This window comes from Shinella sp. HY16, assembly GCF_028534175.1.
Taxonomy (GTDB): Bacteria; Pseudomonadota; Alphaproteobacteria; order Rhizobiales; family Rhizobiaceae; genus Shinella.
This window is the reverse complement of sequence record NZ_JAHYXL010000001.1, coordinates 1066745-1090892: the sequence shown is the minus strand read 5'-3', so window position 1 is coordinate 1090892 and position 24148 is coordinate 1066745. Positions and strand designations below refer to the sequence as shown.

Below are 24148 nucleotides of genomic sequence, written 5' to 3'. Positions count from 1 at the left end.
CTTGTCTGCCGTCAAAATATGTTATAAAAATATAACATGTCAAGCGAATCGAAACAGGACGCCGTTTTCAAGGCGCTGGCCAATGGCAAACGGCGGCAGATGCTGGACGCAATCAAGGATGCGCCGCTGACGACGGGCGCACTGTGCGAGCGTTTCGGGGAAATGGACCGCTGCACGGTCATGCAGCACCTCAAGGTGCTTGAAGAGGCGGAGCTGATCGTCGCCCGCCGTGAGGGCCGCGAACGCTGGAACCACCTCAATGCCCTGCCGATCCAGGCAATCCATGACCGCTGGATCAGCCAGTATGCCGGCCATGCGATGAACGTTCTTTCAGCGCTCAAGGGCGACCTGGAGGACTGAGGCACCGTCGCAAGGGCGGCGCCTCGGCTTGAACCGTAACGTCTCAGACCTCGGCCGCGATGCGCCCGATCTCGGCAATGACGGCATTGCGCTCGTCGCCGGAAATGCCGGGGATTTCGCAGAAGGCTGCAACGATGATGGCGCCGCGGTCCGGCGACCAGGCGATGGCGACGTCGTTGGCATTGCCGGCCTTGTCACCGTTGGTGCCGGTCTTGTCGCCGGCCATCCAGTCCGCCGGAAAACCCGCGCGCAGCCGCGCGTCGCCCGTCTTGTTCATCACCAGCCAGGCGGCAAGCTGCGCCTTCGAACGCGCCGACAGCACGTCGGCAAAAACCAGCCTGCGCAGCGTCTCCACCATGGCGGTCGGCGTCGTCGTGTCGCGCACGTCGTCCGGCGTCTCATGGTAGTTGAGCGTCGGCTCCGTGCGGTCGAGCCGCGTTACCGCATCGCCAAGGCCGCGCAGGAACGCCGTGACGGCCTCCGGCCCGCCCGATGCGGCAAGCAGCAGGTTGGCGGCGGCATTGTCGCTGAACGTGATGGTCGCCTCGCAGAGTTCGGCGATCGAGATGCCCTTCCCGCCGACACGCGTTTCCACCACCGGCGACCAGTCCACGAGGTCCGCCTTCTTCACGACGATGCGCCGGTCCAGCGTCTCCTCTCCCCGATCCACCCGGGCGAGGATATGGCCCGCCAGCAGCGCCTTGAAGGTGCTGCACATCAGGAAGCGTTCATCCGTGTTGTGGCCGAGCCGCGCGCCCGTCGAAAGATTATGTATGGCAACGCCGATGCGCCCGCCGTGACGCGCCTCCAGCGCGGCAAGCCGTTGCGCGAGATCCTCGCCGGCGGCGCGGCTGGTGCCGGCCGTCAGCGCGGAAACCGCGGGAATAGCAAGGAGAGCGCCGGCCATGGCCTGGCGGCGTGAAATCGTCATCGTCATGTCTTGTTTCCTGTTTGCCGGACACCGGGCGCGCTTTGCAACACCCGGCCCGCTTGAGCCCGCCCACACCGCGACTATGGGCGGTGAGGCGATTCAAGACAAACGACGATTTCTGCCGACAGCCATTAGGAAAACTAGGGCTTTGCCTTATTTTCGCTTCATCGCCTCGGCGAGCGCTGCACCGAAAGCGCCTTGCGAGGGCGCCTGCTGCTTGGGGGCCGCCTGGCTGAACTTCGGCTGCATCTGGGCATTCTTGTCGCCCCGCGGAGCATTGTCGCGGGCGGCTGGCGCGCCGCCGTCCTTGCGCATGGTGAGGCCGATGCGCTTGCGCGGCACATCCACCTCGGTGACGCGCACCTTCACCACGTCGCCGGCCTTGACCACCTCGTGCGGGTCCTTGACGAAGCGGTCGGCGAGCTGGGACACGTGCACGAGGCCGTCCTGATGCACGCCGATATCGACGAAGGCGCCGAAGGCGGCCACGTTCGTCACCGTGCCCTCCAGGAGCATGCCGACCTTGAGGTCCTTGATGTCGTCGATGCCGTCGGCAAAGGTCGCGGTCCGGAATTCCGGACGCGGGTCGCGGCCGGGTTTTTCCAGTTCAGCAAGGATGTCCTTGACCGTCGGCAGGCCAAAGCGCTCGTCGACGAACACCTTCGGGTCAAGTTGCTTCAGCGCCGCACTGTCGCCCATCAGCGCGCGCACGTCCCGCCCGCAGGCCGCGACGATCTTCTTGGCGACGCCATAGGCTTCGGGATGCACCGAGGACGCGTCAAGCGGCTCCTTGCCGTTCGGAATGCGCAGGAACCCGGCGCATTGCTCGAAGGTGCGCGCACCAAGGCGCGAGACCTTCATCAGCTCCTTGCGGCTTTCGAACGGGCCATTGGCATCACGATGCGCGACGATCGCTTCGGCCGAGGATTTGCCGAGGCCGGAGACGCGCGCGAGAAGCGGCGCGGAGGCGGTGTTGAGATCGACGCCGACGGCGTTCACCGCGTCTTCCACAACCGCATCCAGCGAGCGGGAGAGCTTTCCCTGGTCGACATCGTGCTGGTACTGGCCGACGCCGATCGACTTCGGCTCGATCTTCACCAGTTCGGCAAGCGGATCCTGCAGACGGCGGGCGATGGAAACGGCACCGCGCAGCGAGACGTCGAGGTTCGGAAATTCGGCGGCCGCCGTTTCCGAGGCGGAATAGACGGAGGCACCGGCTTCCGAGACGATGACCTTGGTGGGCTTGGGTGCCGGCAGCTGGTCGAGCAGATCGGCGACGAGCTTTTCCGTCTCGCGGCTGCCGGTGCCATTGCCGATGGCGATCAGCTCGATCTTGTGCTTGCGGATGAGCGACGCTAGCTCAGCCTGTGTGCCGCGCACATCGTTCCTCGGCGGGAACGGGTAGACGGTCGTCGTCTCGAGCACCTTGCCGGTGTTGTCGATGATGGCGACCTTGACGCCGGTGCGGATGCCCGGGTCGAGGCCCATCGTGGCGCGCGTGCCGGCAGGAGCGGCGAGCAACAGGTCCTTGAGATTGCGGGCAAAGACGCGGATCGCTTCCTCCTCGGAGCGTTCGCGCATCTCGCGCATCAGGTCGAGCGACAGCGACATGGAGAGTTTCACCCGCCAGGTCCAGCCGATCACCTCGGCCAGCCACTTGTCGCCCGGCTTCGTGCCGATGGCATAGAAGGAAGCGATGATGCGTTCCACCGGCTTGACGGCCTCGGTGCTGTCCTGGTCGACGACGATGTCGACCGACAGGAACTCCTCGTTCCAGCCGCGCAGCATGGCGAGCGCCCGGTGCCCCGGCACCGCCGCCCAGCGTTCGGTATGGTCGAAGTAGTCGGAGAACTTCGCCCCGGCCTCCTTTTTCCCCTCAACGACCCGCGAGCGCAGGAAGGCGTTGTCCTTCATGTATTCGCGCAGGCGCTTCAGGAGATCGGCATTTTCCGTGAACTGCTCGGCGACGATGTCACGCGCGCCTTCCAGCGCCGTCTTGACGTCGGGCACCTCGGCCGACAGGAATTTTTCGGCAAGCTCCGCCGGCACCAGTGCACGGTCCGTGAGGATCTGTTCGGCAAGCGGCCCGAGGCCGCGCTCGCGGGCGATCTCCGCCTTGGTGCGGCGCTTGGGCTTGTAGGGCAGATAGATGTCCTCGAGCTCCGCCTTGGTCGCGACCGTGGCGATCTTCGCCGCAAGCTCGTCCGTCAGCTTGCCCTGCCCCGCAATCGATTCGAGGATCGAGGCACGGCGCGCCTCCAGCTCGCGCAGATAGGTCAACCGTTCGGACAGCGTGCGCAGCTGCGTATCGTCGAGACCGCCGGTCACTTCCTTGCGGTAGCGCGCGATGAAGGGCACCGTTGCCCCCTCGTCGATGAGCGCCACGGCGGCGGAAACCTGCGCGGAGGTCGCCTTGATCTCGGCGGCGATCAGGTTCGCGATCTTGAGCGGTGTCGTGGCCATGTCGAATTCCTCTGGGTTGGCGCGGTCGGCGACCATAGTGTGCGGCCGGCTATAGGCCAACCACAGGCCCGGCAGCCCGCGGCCACGTCCACAATATATATCACGACCGGCAAAAGCGGCAGGACTGTGCCACGGTTGAACACCAGCGAATACAGGCTTAGAGGTTGTAACGCTTCATAAAGTCTTGCCGACTATCCTCACCGCACGTAACGGCAACGGGGCCTTCGGCATGCGCGGCGCTTTTCTTGCAGCAGTCTCACTGGCGGCCTTCGGCACCACGTGCCCGGCGCATGCGACCACGCTTAACCTGTTGATCTGGGAAGCCTATATCGACGAGCAGATCCTTGCCGACTGGACTGCCGAAACCGGCATCGAGGTGCGCCAGACCTTCTATGACAGCGGCGACGTGCGGGACAAGATCCTTGCCGATCCGAACGCCAATGTCGACGTCGTCGTGACCAATGAGAACGGCGCACGGCTCTACGGCAAACGCGGCGTCATCGCCACGCTGAGTGCCGACAACGTCCCATCGCTGAAGGACTATGCGGAAAGCTGGTCGGGCCGCTGCGGCGGCTACGGCGTGCCCTATCTGTGGGGCACGATGGGCATCCTCTATCGCTCCGACAAGATCACGACGCCGCCGACCTCCTGGGCGGACATGATGAAGCCGGCCGAAAGCCTACGCGGCCATATCGCCATGTACGGCGACCACGCCGAAGCCTTCGTCGCGCCGCTCGCCCTGCTCGGCAAGTCGGTCAACGCCAATGACAACGAGACGCTGAAGGCGGCCTACGAGCTGATGAAGGCGCAGGCGCCCTATGTGCTCACCTACGACTATGTCGTCACCTCGGTGCAGAGCCCGGACAAGGGGCCGAACATCTACATGGCGCTCGGTTACAGCGGCGACCAGTACACGCTGAACGACAAGGTCTCCTCACCGGGCCTCTGGCGCTACGTCGTGCCGAAGGAAGGCACGCTTTCCTGGCTCGACTGCGTCTCCGTCAGCGAACGCTCGAACAACAAGGCCCTGGCGCTGAAGCTGATCGACTATATCAGCAACGCCAGGAACGGCGCCCGCAACGCCGTCAAGCTCAACATGCCCACCGCAAGCACCGCCGCACTGGCGCTGCTTCCGGAGGACATACGCTCCAATCCCGAAATCTATGCAGCACCGGAAATCCTGGCCAAAAGCCAGTTTCAGGAGGAACTGACCGTGCAATCGGTCCAGGCCCGCCGCCGCATCATCAGCAGTCTGGCCCAGATCAGTGACGCTCGGTAAACGCGCCCTTTCCCTCATCTTCCCGGTCGTGCTCGCAGGCTATGTACTTGCCGCCTCGCTGATCTACTACGTGCAGAGCTCGTCCATCCTCGCGCTGGAACGCGCCCGCCTGTGGCAGCAGATGGGCCTGCTCACCGCCGTCTTCCAGAACGAGGTGACGCAGAACCGCAGCTTCATCTACTCGCTCGTCGAGGGCGGCGCGGTTCGCCTCTTCGTCAACGAGCCCGATGCCGCCTACCGCAACACCGCGCTCGGCGTGCGCCTGCAGCAGAGCATCACCTCGCTCTCCGACGACCGCAAGCGCTTCATCTCCGTGGCGATCATCCGCCCGCCGCTGACCGTCGATTATTACTTCGAGGACAGCGACGATCCGTTCGCGGAGATCACGCCGCAGCAGATCCAGCATGCAAGGCAGGTGATCGAGAGCCCGCGGCTCTCCTCCTGGAGCTATCTCAACACGGCCGGCATCGAGCCGCTGATCGTGCATTCGGAGTTCATCGATCCCTTGACCTTCAACCGACCGGTCGCCAGCGCCAAGAACGGCGCGATCCTGGTGCAGACCGCGGTTCGGCCCAAACTCTTCCTCGACATGAAGCGGGCGCTGGAAAAGGAATATGGCACGACGATCGAGATCGGCCAGCACCAGCTTCTGGCGCAGGGCGGGCTTTCCGCGACCGCGACGCTCAGCCCCTCGCTCTTTGCGCGGCTGACGCCGGAACCCACCTTCCTCGACAACCGGCTTTCGACGCTGAAATCGCTGCTCGCGCTCGGCGCCATTGCGCTCAGCCTGTGCACGATCGTCCTCGTGCTCGGCCTGGTGCGCCGCTACATCACCAACCCGATCGCCAAGCTCGACCGCCAGCTCACCGACGTGATGACCGGCAACCGCAGTGCCCTGCCCGAAATGAACGAGATCGGCGAGATCGGCCGCCTGTCGGCCAACGTCAAGCGGCTGCACGACCACTCCATGCAGTCCTTCGACCTCGTTCAGAACGCCTCGTGGACGGACACGCTGACGGGCATTTCGAACCGCGAATATTTCAATATCCGCTCCACGCAGATCCTGCAGGAGGCGGAGGCCGAGGATATCGGCTGCACGCTGCTCTTCATCGACGTCGACAACTTCAAGTTCGTCAACGACAAGCACGGCCACAAGATCGGCGACGAGTTGCTGAAGACGCTGGCCGACCGCATCTCGACCATCGTCGCCTGCGTCGTTTCCGAGCGCGGCCTGCCGGACGGCCTGTTCGCCCGCCTTTCCGGTGACGAATTCGCCATCATGCTGCGCTGCCAGCCGGGCAGCGGCACGATCACGGAGATCTCCGAAAAGATCCTCGCCCTCTTTGCCGAGGGGTTCGAGGTGCTCGACAAGGCCTATCCGGTCACCGCCAGCATCGGCATCGCCGTCTATCCGGAGGATGCCCGCACGCTGCCCGAACTCGTCGCCAATGCCGATGCCGCCATGTACCAGGCGAAATCCCAGGGCAAGAACGGCTCGGCCCGCTATTCCCGCTCGCTGCACGAAAAACGCAACCGCCAGCGCCGCATCGAAGAGGAGTTGCGCGTCCTCGACCCGGACCGCGAATTCCACCTCGTCTACATGCCGATCGTCGATGGCCACGGCAAGGTGACGGGTTGCGAGGCGCTGTTGCGCTGGACCTCGCCGGTGCTTGGCCGCGTGACGCCCGACGAATTCATCCCGATCGCCGAGACGACCGGCCTCTTCAGCAAGATCGACTGGTGGGTGATCGACCGGGCGATGGCCGAATACGGCCAGATCCGCAAGCTGTTCGGCACCGAGACGATCCTGTGCATCAACATCTCGTCCGCCGAGCTCTACACGAAGTCGATCAGCGACCATTTCTGCGACAGCGCCGACCGGCACGGCATCGATGCCCGCCTGATCGAGATCGAGCTGACCGAGACCTTCGCCGTCAAGCTCGGCGAGCAGTCCCGCCGCAACATCGAGATCCTGCGCGCCCGCGGCTTCCGCATTTCCATCGACGATTTCGGCGCAGGCTACACGTCCGTGCAGCAGATCATCGAGTACCCGGCCGAGACCATCAAGCTCGACCGCGAGCTGGTCGAGAGCCTCACCCGTTCGGCGGCGCTGCCGACGCTGCGGGCTCTCGTCGCGCTTTGCCATGCACAGGACATGTCGGTGATCGCGGAAGGCGTCGACACGACCGAGAAGATGGCGCTGCTCGCCGCGGCCGGCTGCGACCTCTATCAGGGTTATCTGATCAGCCGCCCCCTCACCCTCGAGGAGATCGGCATCTGGGCGATGCAGCGGCTTGTCGAAAAGGCCCGCGAGGCCGCCCAGAGCCCCGACCGCCGCGCCCGCGCCTGATACTTTCCACGACTTGCCGTCTCTCCGGCGAGCCCCTATCCCTATGCCCGGGGCCGCAGGAGGACTTTTATGCGAAACGCGCCGATCTTCACGCTGGGCCTCGCCCTGCTCATCTGGTCGTTCAACAGCTCGCTGATCGCGAGCACGCCGGATGGCGCGACGAAGCTGATGGCCCATCGCGGCGCCCACCAGACCTTCAGCCATGAGGCGGTCGACGACGACACCTGCACGGCAAGCCTCATCGACCCGCCCAAACACGATTTCCTGGAAAACACGGTCGCCGGTATGCAGGCAGCCTTTGCGGCGGGCGCCGAGGTCGTCGAGATCGACGTGCACCTGACGCCCGACAAGAAGTTCGCCGTCTTCCACGACTGGACGCTCGACTGCCGGACGGACGGCAAGGGCGTGACCGAGGAGACGGACAGCGCCACGCTGAAGACGCTCGACATCGGCTACGGCTATACGCCCGATGGCGGCAAGACCTATCCGTTCCGCGGCAAGGGTGTCGGGCAGATGCCGATGCTGGAAGAGATCTTCGCCGCCAACCCGGCGGGCAAGCTGCTGATCAACTTCAAAAGCCGGCGGGCGGAGGAAGGCGCGGCGTTTGCCACGCTGCTGGCGGCAAATCCAGCCTGGAAGGACAAGATCTTCGGTATCTACGGCGGCGCGGAGCCGACGGATGCGGCGCTTGCCGCCATACCCGGCCTCAAGGGTTACACAAAGACCTCGGTGAAGAGCTGCCTGCTGCGTTATCTCGGCACAGGCTGGATCGGCTATGTGCCGGAGGCCTGCCGAAACACGCTGGTGCCGGTACCGAGCAACTATGCGTTCCTGCTCTGGGGCTGGCCGAACCGCTTCCTGACGCGCATGGAGGATGCCGGCAGCGATGTGGTCCTCATCGGCCCCTATTCCGGCGGCGGTACGGTCGGCATCGATACGGCCGAACAGGTGGACGACCTGCCGGAGCCCTTCCCCGGCTATGTCTGGACCAACCGCATCCTGGAGGTCGGCCCCGCCATCAAGGCGCGGCCGTAGGCCCTTACGAGGTCGGGAAGTCGAGGCCCATTTCGCGGAAGCGGGCCGGGTCGTCGCCCCAGTTCTCGCGCACCTTCACGAAGAGGAAGAGGTGCACGGGCTGTTCGAGGATTTCCGACAGCTCCTTGCGCGAGGCCATGGAGATCGCCTTGATGGCGTCGCCGTTCTTGCCGAGCGCGATCTTCTTCTGGCTGTCGCGCTCGACATAGATGACCTGCTCGATGCGCACCGAGCCGTCCTTGCGCTCCTCCCACTTCTCCGTCTCGACATGCGAGGAATAGGGAAGCTCCTGGTGCAGGCGCAGGAAGAGTTTTTCGCGGGTGATCTCGGCGGCGAGCTGGCGCATCGGCAGGTCGGAAATCTGGTCCTCCGGATAGTACCAGGGGCCTTCCGGCAGAGCGCCCGCCAGATAGTTCATCACGTCGTCGCAGCCCGAACCGTTCAGCGCCGAGATCATGAAGGTGCGTTCGAACGGAACCACGGCGTTCACCGCTGCCGTCAGCTTCAGAAGGTCCTCCGGATTGACCCGGTCGACCTTGTTGAGGACAAGGATCTTCGGCTGATGAACCTCTTTCAGGCCCTCCAGGATCGTCTCGGCATCGCCCTTGAGGCCCCGCTCGCTGTCGATCAGGAACATGATGAAATCGGCATCCTTCGCCCCACCCCAGGCGGTCGTCACCATGGCGCGGTCGAGCCGGCGGCGCGGCTTGAAGATGCCGGGCGTGTCCATGAAGACGATCTGGGCGTTGTTGTGGATGGCGATGCCGCGCACGATGGCACGCGTCGTCTGGACCTTGTGGCTGACGATCGACACCTTGGCACCGACGAGGCGGTTGACCAGCGTCGACTTGCCGGCATTGGTCGCGCCGATGAGCGCGACGAAGCCCGAATGGGTCGGGCCCTCGCCGTTCGTGCTGCCTTCGGCGGGGTTTGTGTTTTCTTCGTTCATGATATCCGTCAATCCGCGGTTTGCCCCTTGGGCCAGACGCCTTCGCGTTCCAAAATCTTCGTCGCGGCCACCTGTTCGGCGGCCCGTTTCGAGCGGTCGATGCCGGTTTCCGGTGCGACGCCCCTGATCTCCACCGTCACGGTGAAGCGGGGGTCGTGGTCCGGTCCCGAGCGCTCGTCCACCCTATAGTTCGGCGTCAGGCCGAACCTGGCATGCGCCCATTCCTGCAGTTCGGTCTTGGCGTCGCGCCGCGCGCCTTCCGCACGCGCCGCCCTGCCCTGCCAGTTGGCGAGGATGAAGCCGCGCGCCGCTTCCAGCCCGCCATCGAGATAGATCGCGGCGATCAGCGACTCTACCACATCGGCCCGCACATTCAGCATGGCTTTTCCGGTGAGTTTCTTGACGTCCGCGCCGGTGCGGATGAAGCGGTGCAGGCCAAGATCATCGGAGACCGCCGCACAGCTTTCCGCGCTGACAAGCTGGTTCAGGCGAACCGAAAGCTCGCCCTCCTTCGCCTCGCGGAAGGTGCGGAACAGCATCTCGGCGACGCACAGGCCAAGCACGCGGTCGCCCAGAAATTCCAGCCGCTCGTAATTGCTGCCCTTGCCGGGCCGGGCGCTGGCATGGGTGATCGCCCGGTCGAGACGGTCCTTGTCGGTGAAGGCGTAGCCGATCAGGTCCTCGAGGGCCTTGCGGTTGACGTCGTTCAGCGGAATGGCGCCCTTCATTCAACAACCTTGAACAGGCGGTCCCAGCGAAGGTTCGTCGGCCACTTCCAGATCTCGGAGAAGGACGTGTCGTTGCCGAGCGAGAAGAAGATGAGGGTTGCGCGGCCGATCAGGTTTTCCGCAGGTACGAAACCGACATCGAAGCGGCTGTCGGCCGAGTTGTCGCGGTTGTCGCCCATCATGAAATAGTGGCCTTCCGGCACGATGAACTCGCGCGTGTTGTCGCCGACGGTGCCCGGACGGGTGTCCAGCGTGTCGTAGGCGACGCCATTGTCCATGGTTTCGCGGAAGACCGGAACATCCTCGCCGGTGTCGTACTGGTCGTCGGCACGGAAGAAACCGTTGTGTTCGCGCTTCACGGCAACTCCGTTCACGAACAGCTCGCTGTCACGCACCTGGATGCGGTCACCCGGCAGGCCGACGAGACGCTTGATATAGTCGATGTCAGGGTTCGGCGGGAAGCGGAAGACGACGATGTCGCCGCGCTCGGGTTCACTTGCAAAAATACGGCCGGAGAACAGGTTCGGCGAGAACGGCAGCGAATATTTCGAATAGCCGTAGGAGAACTTGTTGACGAAGAGATAATCGCCGACGAGCAGCGTCGGCATCATCGACCCGGAGGGAATGGTGAAGGGCTGGAAAAGCACGGTGCGGATCACGACGGCGAGCAGCAGCGCCTGGATGATCACCTTGACGTTTTCCCACAGGCCGCCTTCGGCCTTTTCAGTCTTCTCTGCCACGCCGGATCTGTCCTTATCTGCAAACATGGGGCCCTCTATAGAGGAAAGGTTGCCTGTTGGAAATCGTGTCGGTCAAAAAGACGCTGGGCGCCTGTTATCCGGGCGTTCCGGCCGGCAGCGCCTCGATGATCACGAAAGCTTGAGCCAGCGGAAAATCGTCCGTGATGGTGATGTGGATGCGCGCTTCGTGGCCCGCGGGAAGCATCTGCGTCAACCGCTCCAGCGCGCCGCCCGTCAGCTTCATGGTGGGCTTTCCGCCCGGCAGGTTGACGACGCCCATGTCCCTCCAGAACACACCCTGTGCGAGGCCTGTACCGAGCGCCTTGGAACAGGCCTCCTTGGCAGCGAAACGCTTGGCATAGGAGGCCGCGCGGTTCTTGCGCCCGTCGGACTTCGCCTGCTCGATCTCGGTGAAGCAGCGCCGGGTAAAGCGCTCGCCGAAGCGTTCCAGCGACTTCTCCACCCGGCGGATGTCGATGAGGTCGCTGCCGATGCCGATAATCATAGGGATTTGTCTCCGCGGGAAAGGGCAGGATGAGCCGCGGCAAGGCCGGCGCGCTCGAGAAGACGGGCATGGCGGCGGGCCTTGAAGGAGCGCACGGCGAAACGCGTGACGCCATAGGCAAACACGGCGGCCACGATGCCGAGAACGCCGGCGCCGGCAAGCATGGGCTTCAGCACGGGCTGCCAGAGCTCGGACAGTTGCAGATGCTCCAGCCGGTGAAACAGCTCGGCCGCCGTCACCGCCTCGGCGGATTTGATGCCGAGCAGCGCCTCGCCGACGCGAAAGGTCGCAAGCGCGATGAGCGGAATGGTCAGCGGATTGGCGATGGTGGTGGCAAGCGCGGCGGCCAGCAGATTGCCGGCCATCAGATAGGCGAGCGCAAGCGCCAGGATGACGTGAAAACCGATGAGCGGCGTGAAAGCCGAAAAGGCACCGGCTGCAACGCCCGCGGCCACCGCATGCGGCGAGGCGGACAGGCGCAGGATTCGCTTGGCGAGGTAGCGCGCCGGACGCGTGAAGCCTTTGCGCGGCCAGAAGAATTCGCGCAATCGGCCAGGCCAGCTTGTCTTCTTTCGGCGTCGGAACAACATGGCTCAGACATAGCCGATCCGTTGGTGGCATTTCAATGGCGCCCTCATGACGCCAGACAAGACGGTCGCCGTGGCGCCGGAGGGGCGCCACACGGATCCGCGGAGCTTAGTAGGACTTGCGGAAGAGGCCGCGGTCGATCTGACGCTGGCGGTATTCCAGGTCGATCCGGTCGATGGCGCCGTTGAGATAGGCCATTTCGCGGTCTTCAGGAGTCGGGATGCGCAGGGCGCGGGTGAAATTCTTGATCTGCTTCAACATTGGTAAACCTCTTTCGGTTGACCTCCCGATGCAGAAGATAGGGATTTCACCCCAAAGACACCAGCGACACTATGCCAATACAGCCATGCAACAGGCGCATAATGACTGGTCAAATCTTGGGCAAACCTGCCTTATTCAAGGCAGGATGCCACATTTTTGCATAGAAACTGTCATGTAAAGACGCGATGGATCGTCGAGACGGACTGAAGTTCCTTCAACTGGCTCATCAGCTGGTTGAGCTGGCGCAGGTCCCAGACCTCCAGATCGATATGCACCTCGGTGAAGTCGGCCGCCACGCGCGTCATCGACATCGAGCGGATGTTGACGTCGCTGGTGGCAATCGTCTGGGTGACTTCGGCGAGCGTGCCCGGCTCGTTCAGCGCATTGATCATGATGCGCGCCATGAAGCGGGTGTTGTTCGCCTCATCGAGGTCCCAGCGCACGTCGATCCAGCGTTCCGGCTCGTCGTCGAACTTCTGCAGTGCCGGCGACTGGATCGGGTAGATGGTGATTCCCTTGTCCTTCTCCATGATGCCGACGATGCGATCGCCCGGCACGGCACCGCCGACGGAGAAATGCACCTCGGCATTGCCGGAGAGGCCGCGGATCGGCAGGGCTTCAGGGCCGGTTTCGCTCGCCCCCTCCTCCAGCGCCGTCTTCGCCTTGCCCGGCAGCTTGAACACCATGCCTGCCGCGCTGCGCATGTTGAACCAGCCGTCGTCCGAGCTCGGCTTCACCGTGACACGCTCGTCCTGGTAGTCCGGGAAGACGGCGCGCAGCACGTCGAGCGAGGAAAGCTCACCGCGACCGACGGCGGCGATGGCGTCCTCCACTTCCTTCTGGCCCAGCCGGTGCAGGACAGGCTTCAGGCCGTCGCGCGAGAAGGACTTGCCGGCGCGATCGAAGGTGCGCTCCAGAATGCGGTAGCCGAGGCCGGAATATTGTTTGCGCACGGCGGCGCGGGTGGCGCGGCGGATCGCGGCGCGCGCCTTGCCGGTGACGACGATCTCTTCCCAGGCCGGCGGCGGCACCTGGATGCCCGAGCGGATGATCTCCACCTCGTCGCCGTTGCTGAGGCGGGTGACGAGCGGCATGATGCGCCCGTTGATCTTCGCGCCGACGCAGGTATCACCGATATTGGTGTGCACCGCATAGGCGAAATCGATCGGCGTCGCGCCGCGCGGCAGGGTGATGAGCTGGCCCTTCGGGGTGAAGGTGAAGACCTGATCCTGGAAGAGCTCGAGCTTGGTGTGCTCGAGGAACTCTTCCGGATTGTCGCCTTCCGCCAGCGATTCGATCGTGCGGCGCAACCTGGCATAAGCGTTGGAGCCCGGCGAGCGGGCAACCTCGCCGTTCGCCACTTCCTTGTCCTTGTAGAGCGAATGGGCGGCGATACCGTATTCGGCGATCTCGTGCATGCGCTTGGTGCGGATCTGCAGTTCGATGCGCTGGCGCGACGGGCCGACGATCGTCGTGTGGATCGACTGGTAGTCGTTCTGCTTGGGCGTCGAGATGTAGTCCTTGAACCGGCCCGGCACGACACGCCAGCGGGTGTGCACGATACCGAGCGCCGCGTAGCAGGCGGGAATGTCGTCGACGAGGATGCGGAAGGCGTAGACGTCGGAAAGCTGCTCGAAGGAGAGCGACTTCGACTGCATCTTCCGGAAGACCGAATAGGGCGTCTTCTGCCGGCCCTTGACGAGCGCGTCCGGCAGGCCGTTGACAACAAGCAACTCGCGCAGTTCGTCCTCGATCTTGCGGATCAGGCCCTCGTTGCGCTGGGACAGGTCTTCCAGCTTGCGCGTGACGGTGTCGAAGGCTTCCGGGTTGATATGGCGGAAGGAGAGGTTTTCCAGCTCTTCACGCATGTCCTGCATGCCCATGCGGCCGGCGAGCGGCGCATAGATGTCCATCGTCTCCTCGGAGATGCGGGCGCGCTTTTCCGGTGTCATGTGGTCCAGCGTGCGCATGTTGTGCAGCCGGTCGGCGAGCTTGACGAGGAGCACGCGCACGTCGTCGGAAATGGCGAGCAGCAGCTTTCGCAGGTTTTCCGCCTGCTTGGCTTTCTTCGAGACGAGATCGAGCTTCTTGATCTTGGTCAGGCCCTCGACCAGAGCGCCGATATCCTCGCCGAACAGTTCGTCGATTTCCGCGCGCGTCGCGCTGGTGTCCTCGATCGTGTCATGCAGCAGGGCGACGGCGATGGTCGATTCGTCGAGCCGCATCTCGGTGAGAATGGCGGCCACTTCGAGGGGATGCGAAATATAGGGATCGCCGCTCGCCCGCTTCTGCTGGCCATGTTTCTGCATGGCATAGACATAGGCCTTGTTCAGCAAGGCCTCGTTGACGTCGGGCTTGTACTTCTGAACCCGTTCGACGAGTTCATATTGACGCATCATTCTCGATCGGCTCCCTCCCCGGCACGGCGGGGCAAAAAAAAGTGCGCCCCGACCTTAAGAGGGGCGCACCGACATTCGCAATATCAAAGGCTTCGGTAAAGTAACCGAAATCAGTAATCGTCGCTCTTTTCCGGCGGCACGAGGCCTTCGATGCCGGCCAGCAGCTCTTCTTCCGACATGCGGTCGAAGGCGATGGTTTCCGGCTGGTCCTCGTCCTCTTCGATCGCAACCGTACCGGTGGCGGCATCGACGACCATGCTGGCCGGATCGGGCTCGGGCTCGTCCACTTCAACATGCTTCTGCAGCGAATGGATCAGGTCTTCCTTGAGGTCATCAGGCGAAAGGGTTTCGTCGGCGATCTCGCGCAGCGCGACGACGGGGTTCTTGTCGTTGTCGCGGTCGATGGTGATGGCGGCGCCCTGCGAGATGAGGCGGGCACGATGGCTTGCAAGAAGAACCAGCTCGAAGCGGTTGTCTACCTTGTCAATGCAATCTTCAACGGTGACACGGGCCATTGCCTGTCCTTTGTGATCGAGAATTTCATGAGTTTGCATGCCCGATACAGGCAATGGACGGCAAATTCAAGTTTTTCCTTCCCCAAGGCGCTGTGGCGCGTGTCGTAAGGCTGCCCATGTAACTTCTGATTTAGCCCTCACGTTACGGAAAGTAAAAAGCCAAAAGATCGGACAAATAGGGTAAAGCGCGGGAACTATTCCCCAATTCCGACGCCCTTGATTTTTCTGAAACGATGCCGGGGGGAAAAATGGCCTTCGCAACCTAGGTTTGCTTGGAAAGCCGGGCCCTCTGCCCTAAATGAAGATTATATGAAAAAGAGTTAATTCAACCGGATAGTGCATCCGGCCACCTCGGCACTCGGCCAAAACTCAACCGTTTGTATCCACTTCTATTTAAAAGGATTGCACAGTATGTTCGACCCCCGCGAGAAAATCGCCCTCTTCATCGACGGTGCAAATCTCTATGCGGCTTCCAGGACACTCGGGTTCGACATCGACTACAGAAAGCTCCTGAAGGCCTTCCAGAAGCGTGGTTATCTGCTGCGCGCCTATTACTACACGGCTCTGATCGAAGACCAGGAATACTCTTCGATCCGCCCGCTGATCGACTGGCTCGACTACAACGGCTACAAGGTCGTCACGAAGCCTGCCAAGGAATTCACCGACTCGCTCGGCCGCCGCAAGATCAAGGGCAACATGGACATCGAACTCGCCATCGACGCGATGGAGCAGTCCGAGACCGTGGACCACCTTGTCATCTTCTCCGGCGACGGCGATTTCACCACGCTCGTCGAGGCGCTGCAGCGCCGCGGCCGCAAGGTTTCCGTCGTCTCGACCATGCAGACACAACCCCCGATGATTGCCGACGACCTGCGCCGCCAGGCCGATTACTTCATCGACCTCGGCTCGCTGAAGGCCGAAATCGGCCGCGATCCTTCGGAACGCCCGCAGCGCGTCGTCGAGCCAGTGGAAACCGTTGGCGAATAAGGCAGCCCTCCGCCGATGTTCCAGGTGCAAATGTCGATCCTCGGCACAGGGCCGAGGGTGGCGGCAATGAGCGGGGCGACGCTCCCCTGACAAGGATTTCGTGTGTGGCCGCACGCGAGAGAAGTGCCGAAATCCGGCCTTTTCAAGCTTTCCTTAAACATTGAATCAAATACCCTTGCCGGGTCTTAAGGTTCTTCAAGACTCCCCTGCTATTCCCGATATCGGACAGTCATTTCGCATTGGGACATCGGGACGATGGTGGACGCAGTATCGCTTTCGGCAAACAGCTACCGGGGAGCATCGAGCACGCTGGACGTGCGCGCACCGGCCATGGCGGCGGAAACCCGCCCGGCGGTCTCGGCCCTTGCCGCGCTTGCAGCGCCGCAGCCGGTCACCCAGGTATCGACCCCGTCCGACATCGCCGAGGAGATTGGCGATCTCAGCTTCCTCTATACGTCGAACGGGCTACCGGGCATCTCCGCCCTGCCCTCCTACGCCGTCCCACCGTCGCAGGCGGCGGCGGATGAGCGTGTTGCCAACGGCCGCAACCCGACCGCACGCCTTGCCATCGAGAGCAACGATCTCAACAGCTTGATGGCAAGCTTCCTGACCGCCCGCACGCCGAGCGCCAACCCGGCCGCGTCGCCGGAAGTGCCTGCGGATACCGGCAACCAGCAGGCCGCCCGCAGCGCGCACCAGTCGGTCATCGCACAGCTCTACAGCCAGTTCTAAGGAAAAGACGTCGAAGAAGAAGGGTCGCCTCAGCCGCGTTCGCGCAGCAGGCGGCCCTTCTGGCGATTCCAGTCGCGTTCCTTCTCGGTCTCGCGCTTGTCGTGCAGCTTCTTGCCCTTGGCAAGCGCGAGTTCGAGCTTGGCCCGGCCGACATCGTTGAAGTAGACCTTCAAAGGCACCAGCGTCATGCCCTCTCGGTTGATCGCGATGCGCAGGCGATGGATCTCACGCTTCGAAAGCAGGAGCTTGCGCCGCCGGCGGGTCTCGTGGTTGAAGCGATTGGCCTGCAGATATTCCGGCAGATAGGAATTGATCAGCCAGATCTCGCCGCCCTCGTCCGAGGCATAGGATTCCGCGATGTTCGCCTTGCCTTCGCGCAGCGACTTGACCTCCGTGCCGGTCAGGACAAGACCGGCCTCGTAGGTGTCGATGATCTCGTAGTTGAAGCGGGCCTTTCGGTTCTCCGCTACAATCTTCTTGACCGTCGTCGGGCGGGCTTTCGTCGCCATGTCAGTTCAAGAGGCCGGCGTGGCGAAGCGCCGCGTCGATGGCCGCCTCCGTCGCCGGCTCCAGCGAGGACAGCAGCGGCGAACGGACGAACCGGTTCATGCCGCGCGTGCGGTTCAGCGCATATTTCGCACCGCAAAGGCCGGGCTCGAGGAAGATCGCCTTGTGCAGCGGCATCAGCTTGTCCTGGTATTCCAGCGCCGCTGCATAGTCGCCGGCAAGCGTCGCCTGCTGGAACTCCGCGCACAGGCGCGGGGCGACATTGGCCGTCACCGAGATGCATCCCGTCCCGCCATGGGCGTTGAAGCCGAGCGCGGTCGCGTCCTCACCGGAGAACTGGATGAAATCCTTGCCGCAGGTGATGCGCTGTTCGGACACACGCTCGATCTTGCCGGTTGCGTCCTTGACGCCGACGATCGAGGGATAGGCCTTGTGCAGCGCGCCCATCGTCTCCGGCGACATGTCGACCACCGAGCGACCGGGAATGTTGTAGATGACGATCGGCAGCTTCACGCTTTCGGCAATCGCCGCGAAATGCGCGAAGAGCCCCTTCTGCGTCGGCTTGTTGTAATAGGGCGTGACGACGAGAATCGCGTTCGCGCCCGCCTTTTCGGCGTGCTGGGCGAGGTCGACCGCTTCCTTCGTGTTGTTCGAGCCTGCGCCGGCGATCACGGGCACGCGGCCGGCCGAGACCTTGATGCAGAGTTCCACCACCCGTTTGTGCTCGTCATGCGACAGCGTCGGCGATTCGCCGGTCGTGCCGACCGGGACGAGGCCATGGCTGCCTTCGCCGATCTGCCATTCGACATGCGCGGCAAAGGCGTCTTCATCGACGGCGCCGGCATCGGTGAACGGGGTGACGAGAGCGGGAAAGGATCCCTTGAGCATCGAGAACTCCTGAGGCCAGAGCCGCCCGTGGGCTTACATGCTTTGGCCGTATTCCGTGGTTAAAAACGCCCGCACAATAATCATGTGACAGTCATGCGGCAAGCGGCGCGAGGGGCGTTTTTCATGCATGATCAAGGCGGAAGGGCGGCGGATGCGCGAATATTCGCGTCCCCTGATCCGTCGCCTGGAAAGCGGACGCCTTCACGGCTTAGTGAGCGCGGCGCTTAAGGTTTCGTTAAGGCAACAAAGGGTTAACTGATTGTCAAGGATCTGGCGGAAAATGACGGTCGAAATGCACCGCCGGTCAGGCACCCGGGATGTGACATGATCTCGCGAAACAGTTTTGCCCTTTGCGCCTTGCTCCTAGCCGGTGTGGCCGGCTTTGCGCTGCGCTCTTCGCCTGTCGAGGCCGACAACGCCGGCGTGCCGGCGGTGAAGCCGCTCGGCTTTGCTGCGGATATGCCCTCGAAGGACATCATCACCAATGCCATTCCGCGCACCGACAGCGTGCAGCCGGCAAGCGTGGAACTGCGCGAAGGGCTCGATGCGCTCTCCAACCGTGACGCGGCCACCGCCATTGCGGCCCGCAACCGCCTGCCGAAGGACAATCTCGACCGGCATATCCTGACCTGGGCGATCGCCGTTTCCGGCCAACGCGGCGTCCCCTCCTGGGAAATCGCCGCGGCCCAGAACGAACTGAAAGGCTGGCCGGGCCTGAAGGCGCTGCGCGCCAACTCCGAGCGGGCGCTTTCCCGTGAGAACCCACCGACCGCTGACGTCATCGCCGCCTTCGGCACGACACGCCCGGAAACGGTGGACGGCGCCATCGTGCTCAGCCGCGCGCTCGTCGCGAGCGGCAATGCCGCGCGCGCCGGCGAGGTGCTGCGTTCCTTCTGGCAGAAGGAAACACTTTCCAAGGATGTCGAGACGAAGATCCTCGACGAGTTCGGCACGCTCCTGACGGCGGGCGATCACAAGATGCGCATGGAGATGCTGCTCTATCGCGACCGCGCCGACCAGGCGCAGCGTTTCGGCGATCTCGGCAAGGCGCAGTCGCTCTACCGCGCCTGGGCGGCGGTCATCCGCAAGAACAAGACGGCGGGCACGCTGATCAAGGCCGTCGATGCGAGCTGGCAGAAGGACCCGGCCTACACGTTCCTGCGCATCCGCCACCTGCGCAACAACGAAGAATACCGCGCGGCCGGCAAGCTCTTTTCCGCCATGCCGGAGGATCCGGCACGACTGGTCAATCCTGGCGCCTGGTGGAACGAGCAGCGCATCGTCAGCCGCGGCCTCGCCGATCTCGGCGACGCCCGCGATGCCTATCGCGTGGCGGCACGACACGGTGCGGACGATCCGGCCGATATCGTCGAGGCGGAATTCCATGCCGGCTGGTATGCGCTGCGCGACCTCGACGATCCCAAGACCGCGGCCGGCCATTTCCAGCGCATCCTGCAGGTCTCCGACCGGCCGCTCTCCGTCTCCCGCGCCTGGTACTGGCTGGGGCGGACGGCGGAGAAGGGCGATGCGAAGGCGGCGAAGGACTATTTCGCCAAGGCGGCAAATTTCCCCGGCACCTTCTATGGCCAGCTTGCCGCCGCACGGCTCGGCCGCACGGCACTGAACGTCGCCTATCCGAAGCCGAGCGCCGAGGAGCGCACCCGCTTCAACCAGCGAGAGGCGGTGCAGGCGATCGCCCGCCTGCAGGCCGCCGGCCACGGTTGGCGCGGCGACAGCCTCTATCGGGCGCTCGCCGGCGAGCTGATGAGCCCGGGCGAACTCGCCCTGCTTGCGGCGCAGGCGGAGAAGGGCAGCAATCATCAGCTTTCCCTGCAGATCGGCAAGATTGCCTTCGGGCGCGGCATCGATGTGGCCGCGCTCGCCTTCCCGATCGGCGTCATCCCCGACAGCGCCAACATTGCCGGTTCCGGCAAGGCGCTGGCCTATGCCATCGCCCGCCAGGAGAGCGCCTTCAACCCGGCGGCCGTTTCTCCCGCCAATGCCCAGGGCCTGCTGCAGCTGATGCCCGGCACGGCGCAGGGCGTGGCGAAACGCTATGGCCTTGCCTATTCCAAGGAGCGGCTGACGACGGATGCCGCCTACAACGCCACGCTCGGCGCTCACTATCTCGGTGAGCAGATCAGCGATTTCGGCGGCTCCTACGTGCTGACCTTCATCGCGTACAATGCCGGTCCCCGCCGCGTGCCGCAGTGGATCGCCCGCTACGGCGACCCGCGCGGCAAGCCGATCGACGAGGTCGTCGACTGGATCGAGCGCATCCCCTTCTCCGAAACCCGCGGCTATGTGCAGCGCGTGATGGAAAACTACCAGGTCTACAAGACCCGGCTCGGCCAAAAGGCCGATATCGTCCACGATCTCAGTGTCGGTCGCTGAGGCGGCCGGCCGATCGCGCACCTGCCTTTGTCGGTCCGCTCCGGCATGCGTGCGCTGCCGCTCGGATCGTTAAAACGTCTTGCCTGTTTGCGTATGGCTCAGACGCGGTTCATGCTCCCGCATCGGCCAGAGCTGCCGCCGCAACGCATCTTTTCCAAAGTTATCCAAAGCCACGGCGATACCGTTTCGCCTGGAACTAGGGTCTGTCAGCTTCATACTCAATCTGGCAGACTCTAGGGTTCTTTGTTTTCGTTTGTTTTTCAGGAGAACCGGGTTTCACTTTTCCTTGACAAACTCTAGGCTTCCCTTCCCTCACCCGTTCGACGCGCACCACGCTCGAACGCCCCTCCCTGACCGCAAGGCGAGTGCATAGCGATGGATGGATTTGAGAGCCGCTTCTTTTCAGCTGAAGACGGACTGCGGCTGCATGCGCGCGACTATGCACCGGTAGAGGCGGGCGACCGGCTGCCGCTCGTCTGCCTGCCCGGCCTCAGCCGCAACGGGCGCGACTTCCATCCGCTCGCCCTGCGCCTTGCGCGGGATGCCGAGCGGTGCCGCCGGGTCATCACCCTCGACTATCGCGGGCGTGGCCAGTCCGGCCGTGACAGCGATCCTGCCAACTACAACGTGGTGATGGAGTGCCGGGACGTCCTGATGGTCCTCTCCGCTCTCGATCTCCCCCGCGCACTCTTTGCCGGGACCTCGCGCGGCGGCCTCATCCTGCATGTCATGGCGGCCGCGCAGCCCGATCGCATTGCGGGTGCTGTTCTCAACGATATCGGGCCGGAAATCGAGGCCGATGGACTAAGGGACATTCGCGACTATCTCGTGCGCGCGACGGCTCCCGCCAGCTTCGACGCGGCGGCCATGGACCTGAAGGCGATTCACGGCTCCACTTTCCCCGCCCTGTCCGATGGCGACTGGCGCGACATGGCCGACGCGATCTATGCCGAGCGCGAGGGGCGGGTCGTTGCAGACTTCGACCCCAGGCTGACCGAACAGTTGCAGGCGATCGACTTTTCCAAGCCGCTGCCGACGCTCTGGCCGCAATTCGAGCTTCTGGCGAAGACACCGCTGCTCGTGGTGCGCGGCGAGCATTCCCGCCTGTTCTCCCGCGAGACGCTTGCCCGCATGGCTGCCCAGGCGACGACCGTGCAGACGATCACCGCGCCCGGTCAGGGCCATGCTCCGCTGCTGCATCACGCCGATGTCTTCCCATCGGTCAGGGCATTCCTCGCCGGCCTCGGCTGACCCCTTCCCGATTTCCCGGATCCATCCACCTTACGCAAGGCGCAGAAGAGCTGTGCACATTTTTCAATCACGTATTCCAAAACGAAAAAGACCCGGCTCGAAAGCCGGGTCTCCCATCACTGACAGAGGTCAGATCAGATTAGAACGAACGCTGCAGACGGACGAAGCCGCCCCAGTTGTCGTCGCCAGCGCCCTTGTTGCCAGCGCCGTTGTCGATGTCCGTGTACTGCAGGCTGACCTTGGTGGTCAGGTCCGTAACGATCGTGTAGTCGAGCGTCAGGCCAGCGCGCCATGCATCGCGGCTGCCGCGGTAGTCGCCAGCTGCGTCATAGTCGATCGTGCCCCAGTACTGGAAGCCGGGGGTGATTGCCAGCTTGTCGGTCAGGTTAGCCTTGTACGAGGCAGCAACCGACCACTCGGAAGCGTCCCAGTAACGGCTTGCGCCCGACGACCAAACAACTGCGCCCTGCAGGGTGCCCGGACCGACGTCAGCGGAAACGAGACCGCGGATCGCGCCGTTTTCGTTGTCGAAGTCGTAGGAGCCGAGCAGGTCAACGCTGACAGCGCCGAACGAGCCGGTGACAACACCCGAGATGCCGAGGCCGTCTTCGAAGCGAACGAAGCCAGCGTTGGCGTTGGTGAAGGACTCGAGAGCGACCGTAGCGGAGAAGGCGCCGCCTTCATACTTGTACGATACAGCGTTCAGGAGGCTTTCGCCGCCGATGACATTCAGGAAACCGCTGTCGAGAGCGTCGGTTTCGCCGTTGATGCCCTTATCCCACTCGGTGTAGAAGTAACCAGCCTTGAAGCCGCCGAGCTGGATCCATGCGCCGTCGAGGAAGACGTCCTGGTGGGAGTCAGCCTGGAGGTCGATGTGACCGGTCAGCGTGCCGAGCTCGGTGTCGCTCTTGGCGTCAAGCGAGAGGTAACCACGGGTACGAGCGCGGTAGCCCCAGTCGTCGCCACGCGTGCCGGCCGAGTCTTCTTCGAAGTTAACCTGGAAACGGACGTAGCCGCTGATCTGCAGGCAGGTTTCGGTGCCCGGAATGTAGAAGTAACCCGTGCCGAATGCGTCGCAAACGCGAACGTATTCCATCGGCTCCGGCTCGGCGGCAACGATAGCGTCGGCGGCCTGAGCGCCGGAGACTGCTGCGAGAGCAGCAGCGGAGCCGATGAGAAGGCTCTTGATGTTCATTTTCTGACCTCCAGTCAAAAAGTTTCAAACGGGTCTGGGTTTTTTGCTGAAGGACAGCGTTCCCTGCCCCATCCCCAAGTTCAGGAAGCGGACGATCAACCGCCCCTGCTTCCGAAAGTGAAAATACAAGACGCGCTTCCGTAAGCAATCTCCAAACTGAAAGGAGGCAGGGTTTGTGTCAGCCTTCGCCCAGCGCTGTTGCGGAAAGGACACAAAATGGCGGGGCAGATCGCTAAAAGTTTATGGATCATTAACAAAAGGCCTTATGAAGCGGGCACTTAGCAAAGAGACACCCTGCAATTGCCCTGCCACAGACCGGGCAAAACAGGGGCAAGGACCGCTCTTTCACATGGCATTGGGGCGATTTCCGCCCCGTCCCTTCCCTGCCGGGGACGCGGCGGCAGCCCGAACCGGAGGGCGAGGCGCTCGCTTTTCCCACGTCGATTCGGGGAATCACGCGACGGGTTTTCCGGCCACGGCCGCGAGCCCAAAACAAGTCCTCCTCTGCAAGGCCCTATTTATAGAGTACGCCAGCCACGTCCCCACCGAGTTGGAAAACGCAATCTGCCGGCCTTGCTCTCATCGGGAATCACGCGCTCGCGACCGCCACCATCGATCCGCCTTGCACCGTTTTTACAAACGGCATCACGAGGAGAAGCTCGAATTCGGCTGCAGCATCACACGGCTTTCAAGCCGAAGGCCCGGTCCTGTCATCAAAATGTGGGCGAAAAACAAAAAGCCCTTGCAATCGCAAGCTCTGCCGCATAGTGAAACCGCGAGCGGAGAGGTGGCCGAGTGGTCGAAGGCGCTCCCCTGCTAAGGGAGTATACCGGAAACGGTATCGAGGGTTCGAATCCCTTCTTCTCCGCCAGTTTCCCCCACAGGAATAAGACCTTGCGGCACGAGACGTACCAGACGGTGTGCCCGCGCCTCTTCCCGGAAGCCGCGCCACACCAGCGGCCTCCGAAAAAGCGAAATTCCCTGAATATGCCGGCTGCCCCGATTCCCCGGGAATTTGCCGATTCGCACACCGTTTGATGGGCCTTTGCCGGCTTGCGCCCTCAATTTTTTTTCGGCCGGCCTCGAAAATG

21 protein-coding genes and 1 tRNA gene are annotated in these 24148 nt (G+C 63.3%); 9 read left to right on the top strand and 13 right to left on the bottom strand.

The window, feature by feature from the left end:
- Positions 1 to 36: 36 nt before the first annotated feature.
- A complete protein-coding gene (locus K0P03_RS05380) occupies positions 37 to 360 on the top strand; it encodes an ArsR/SmtB family transcription factor (protein WP_023512988.1) in 324 nt (107 codons plus the stop codon).
- A 43-nt stretch (positions 361 to 403) separates the two neighbouring features.
- Here the strand turns inward: K0P03_RS05380 and bla are convergent, their stop codons facing one another.
- Together bla and K0P03_RS05370 are read right to left on the bottom strand one after the other, a co-directional pair.
- Entirely contained in the window at positions 404 to 1297 is an 894-nt protein-coding gene (gene bla, locus K0P03_RS05375) for a BKC/GPC family carbapenem-hydrolyzing class A beta-lactamase (RefSeq protein WP_130514899.1), read from the bottom strand.
- A gap of 147 nt (positions 1298 to 1444) precedes the next feature.
- A complete protein-coding gene (locus tag K0P03_RS05370) occupies positions 1445 to 3754 on the bottom strand; it encodes a Tex family protein (RefSeq protein WP_272789089.1) in 2310 nt (769 codons plus the stop codon).
- Positions 3755 to 3983: 229 nt separating this feature from the next.
- Between K0P03_RS05370 and K0P03_RS05365 the strand changes: the two genes are divergently transcribed.
- The 3 genes from K0P03_RS05365 (at position 3984) to K0P03_RS05355 (ending at position 8418) form a co-directional block, all read left to right on the top strand.
- Complete coding sequence (locus tag K0P03_RS05365; RefSeq protein ID WP_023513874.1) at positions 3984 to 5033, top strand: polyamine ABC transporter substrate-binding protein; 1050 nt, start codon at positions 3984 to 3986, stop codon at positions 5031 to 5033.
- Complete coding sequence (locus tag K0P03_RS05360) at positions 5020 to 7383, top strand: putative bifunctional diguanylate cyclase/phosphodiesterase (RefSeq protein WP_023513875.1); 2364 nt, start codon at positions 5020 to 5022, stop codon at positions 7381 to 7383. The genes K0P03_RS05365 and K0P03_RS05360 overlap by 14 nt, the downstream gene beginning before the upstream one ends.
- 69 nt (positions 7384 to 7452) lie before the next feature.
- A complete protein-coding gene (locus tag K0P03_RS05355) occupies positions 7453 to 8418 on the top strand; it encodes a glycerophosphodiester phosphodiesterase family protein (RefSeq protein ID WP_272789088.1) in 966 nt (321 codons plus the stop codon).
- 4 nt (positions 8419 to 8422) lie between these two features.
- Here the strand turns inward: K0P03_RS05355 and era are convergent, their stop codons facing one another.
- From era to rpoZ, 8 genes are all read right to left on the bottom strand, one after another.
- Positions 8423 to 9367 carry a GTPase Era gene (gene era / locus K0P03_RS05350; protein WP_023513877.1) on the bottom strand — a complete coding sequence of 315 codons (945 nt, stop codon included), beginning with the start codon at positions 9365 to 9367 and terminating at the stop codon, positions 8423 to 8425.
- Between the two features lie 8 nt (positions 9368 to 9375).
- Positions 9376 to 10095 carry a ribonuclease III gene (gene rnc / locus K0P03_RS05345; protein ID WP_023513878.1) on the bottom strand — a complete coding sequence of 240 codons (720 nt, stop codon included), beginning with the start codon at positions 10093 to 10095 and terminating at the stop codon, positions 9376 to 9378.
- Positions 10092 to 10862, bottom strand: coding sequence for a signal peptidase I (gene lepB / locus K0P03_RS05340; RefSeq protein ID WP_272789087.1), 771 nt, complete (start codon positions 10860 to 10862; stop codon positions 10092 to 10094). Before lepB ends, rnc begins: the two co-directional genes overlap by 4 nt.
- 67 nt (positions 10863 to 10929) lie before the next feature.
- Positions 10930 to 11340, bottom strand: coding sequence for a holo-ACP synthase (gene acpS, locus K0P03_RS05335; RefSeq protein WP_023513880.1), 411 nt, complete (start codon positions 11338 to 11340; stop codon positions 10930 to 10932).
- Positions 11337 to 11930, bottom strand: a complete 594-nt coding sequence (locus tag K0P03_RS05330; RefSeq protein ID WP_023513881.1) for a DUF2062 domain-containing protein — start codon at positions 11928 to 11930, stop codon at positions 11337 to 11339. Before K0P03_RS05330 ends, acpS begins: the two co-directional genes overlap by 4 nt.
- A 106-nt stretch (positions 11931 to 12036) precedes the next feature.
- Complete coding sequence (locus tag K0P03_RS05325; RefSeq protein ID WP_023513882.1) at positions 12037 to 12189, bottom strand: DUF3563 family protein; 153 nt, start codon at positions 12187 to 12189, stop codon at positions 12037 to 12039.
- 170 nt (positions 12190 to 12359) lie between these two features.
- Positions 12360 to 14588 (bottom strand): RelA/SpoT family protein, encoded by a 2229-nt coding sequence (locus tag K0P03_RS05320; protein ID WP_023514974.1) that lies wholly within the window; start codon positions 14586 to 14588, stop codon positions 12360 to 12362.
- A 110-nt stretch (positions 14589 to 14698) separates the two neighbouring features.
- Complete coding sequence (rpoZ, locus tag K0P03_RS05315) at positions 14699 to 15103, bottom strand: DNA-directed RNA polymerase subunit omega (RefSeq protein ID WP_024269988.1); 405 nt, start codon at positions 15101 to 15103, stop codon at positions 14699 to 14701.
- Positions 15104 to 15514: 411 nt separating this feature from the next.
- On the opposite strand from rpoZ, the gene K0P03_RS05310 reads away from it, so the two are divergent.
- Together K0P03_RS05310 and K0P03_RS05305 are read left to right on the top strand one after the other, a co-directional pair.
- Positions 15515 to 16090, top strand: coding sequence for a LabA-like NYN domain-containing protein (locus tag K0P03_RS05310; protein ID WP_024269987.1), 576 nt, complete (start codon positions 15515 to 15517; stop codon positions 16088 to 16090).
- 255 nt (positions 16091 to 16345) lie between these two features.
- The gene (locus K0P03_RS05305) at positions 16346 to 16822 is read left to right on the top strand and encodes a hypothetical protein (RefSeq protein WP_272789086.1); all 477 of its coding nucleotides are present in this window, start codon (positions 16346 to 16348) and stop codon (positions 16820 to 16822) included.
- A gap of 29 nt (positions 16823 to 16851) precedes the next feature.
- On the opposite strand, the gene smpB is transcribed toward K0P03_RS05305, so the two are convergent.
- Both smpB and dapA read right to left on the bottom strand, forming a co-directional pair.
- Positions 16852 to 17331, bottom strand: a complete 480-nt coding sequence (smpB, locus tag K0P03_RS05300; protein ID WP_023515412.1) for an SsrA-binding protein SmpB — start codon at positions 17329 to 17331, stop codon at positions 16852 to 16854.
- A gap of 1 nt (position 17332) precedes the next feature.
- Positions 17333 to 18217, bottom strand: a complete 885-nt coding sequence (gene dapA / locus K0P03_RS05295) for a 4-hydroxy-tetrahydrodipicolinate synthase (protein WP_023515411.1) — start codon at positions 18215 to 18217, stop codon at positions 17333 to 17335.
- A gap of 324 nt (positions 18218 to 18541) precedes the next feature.
- On the opposite strand from dapA, the gene K0P03_RS05290 reads away from it, so the two are divergent.
- Positions 18542 to 20611 carry a lytic transglycosylase domain-containing protein gene (locus K0P03_RS05290; RefSeq protein WP_272789085.1) on the top strand — a complete coding sequence of 690 codons (2070 nt, stop codon included), beginning with the start codon at positions 18542 to 18544 and terminating at the stop codon, positions 20609 to 20611.
- Between the two features lie 375 nt (positions 20612 to 20986).
- The gene (locus tag K0P03_RS05285; RefSeq protein ID WP_272789084.1) at positions 20987 to 21862 is read left to right on the top strand and encodes an alpha/beta fold hydrolase; all 876 of its coding nucleotides are present in this window, start codon (positions 20987 to 20989) and stop codon (positions 21860 to 21862) included.
- A gap of 139 nt (positions 21863 to 22001) precedes the next feature.
- Here the strand turns inward: K0P03_RS05285 and K0P03_RS05280 are convergent, their stop codons facing one another.
- Positions 22002 to 23057 carry a porin gene (locus tag K0P03_RS05280; RefSeq protein WP_024269985.1) on the bottom strand — a complete coding sequence of 352 codons (1056 nt, stop codon included), beginning with the start codon at positions 23055 to 23057 and terminating at the stop codon, positions 22002 to 22004.
- A gap of 781 nt (positions 23058 to 23838) precedes the next feature.
- Here K0P03_RS05280 and K0P03_RS05275 point away from each other — a divergent pair.
- Positions 23839 to 23928 (top strand) — tRNA-Ser (locus tag K0P03_RS05275).
- The last annotated feature ends 220 nt before the right edge of the window (positions 23929 to 24148 follow it).

Excerpts from the sequence above, each read along its gene's own strand:
- K0P03_RS05280 (WP_024269985.1), bottom strand. The coding sequence starts at position 23,057 with ATGAACATCAAGAGCCTTCTCATCGGCTCCGCTGCTGCTCTCGCAGCA.
- K0P03_RS05365 (WP_023513874.1), top strand. The coding sequence starts at position 3,984 with ATGCGCGGCGCTTTTCTTGCAGCAGTCTCACTGGCGGCCTTCGGCACC.
- K0P03_RS05330 (WP_023513881.1), bottom strand. The coding sequence starts at position 11,930 with ATGTTGTTCCGACGCCGAAAGAAGACAAGCTGGCCTGGCCGATTGCGC.
- bla (WP_130514899.1), bottom strand. The coding sequence starts at position 1,297 with ATGACGATGACGATTTCACGCCGCCAGGCCATGGCCGGCGCTCTCCTT.
- era (WP_023513877.1), bottom strand. The coding sequence starts at position 9,367 with ATGAACGAAGAAAACACAAACCCCGCCGAAGGCAGCACGAACGGCGAG.
- K0P03_RS05355 (WP_272789088.1), top strand. The coding sequence starts at position 7,453 with ATGCGAAACGCGCCGATCTTCACGCTGGGCCTCGCCCTGCTCATCTGG.
- K0P03_RS05290 (WP_272789085.1), top strand. The coding sequence starts at position 18,542 with ATGATCTCGCGAAACAGTTTTGCCCTTTGCGCCTTGCTCCTAGCCGGT.
- acpS (WP_023513880.1), bottom strand. The coding sequence starts at position 11,340 with ATGATTATCGGCATCGGCAGCGACCTCATCGACATCCGCCGGGTGGAG.
- lepB (WP_272789087.1), bottom strand. The coding sequence starts at position 10,862 with ATGTTTGCAGATAAGGACAGATCCGGCGTGGCAGAGAAGACTGAAAAG.
- K0P03_RS05305 (WP_272789086.1), top strand. The coding sequence starts at position 16,346 with ATGGTGGACGCAGTATCGCTTTCGGCAAACAGCTACCGGGGAGCATCG.
- K0P03_RS05285 (WP_272789084.1), top strand. The coding sequence starts at position 20,987 with ATGGATGGATTTGAGAGCCGCTTCTTTTCAGCTGAAGACGGACTGCGG.
- rpoZ (WP_024269988.1), bottom strand. The coding sequence starts at position 15,103 with ATGGCCCGTGTCACCGTTGAAGATTGCATTGACAAGGTAGACAACCGC.
- K0P03_RS05325 (WP_023513882.1), bottom strand. The coding sequence starts at position 12,189 with ATGTTGAAGCAGATCAAGAATTTCACCCGCGCCCTGCGCATCCCGACT.
- K0P03_RS05380 (WP_023512988.1), top strand. The coding sequence starts at position 37 with ATGTCAAGCGAATCGAAACAGGACGCCGTTTTCAAGGCGCTGGCCAAT.
- K0P03_RS05370 (WP_272789089.1), bottom strand. The coding sequence starts at position 3,754 with ATGGCCACGACACCGCTCAAGATCGCGAACCTGATCGCCGCCGAGATC.
- K0P03_RS05310 (WP_024269987.1), top strand. The coding sequence starts at position 15,515 with ATGTTCGACCCCCGCGAGAAAATCGCCCTCTTCATCGACGGTGCAAAT.
- rnc (WP_023513878.1), bottom strand. The coding sequence starts at position 10,095 with ATGAAGGGCGCCATTCCGCTGAACGACGTCAACCGCAAGGCCCTCGAG.
- dapA (WP_023515411.1), bottom strand. The coding sequence starts at position 18,217 with ATGCTCAAGGGATCCTTTCCCGCTCTCGTCACCCCGTTCACCGATGCC.
- K0P03_RS05320 (WP_023514974.1), bottom strand. The coding sequence starts at position 14,588 with ATGATGCGTCAATATGAACTCGTCGAACGGGTTCAGAAGTACAAGCCC.
- smpB (WP_023515412.1), bottom strand. The coding sequence starts at position 17,331 with ATGGCGACGAAAGCCCGCCCGACGACGGTCAAGAAGATTGTAGCGGAG.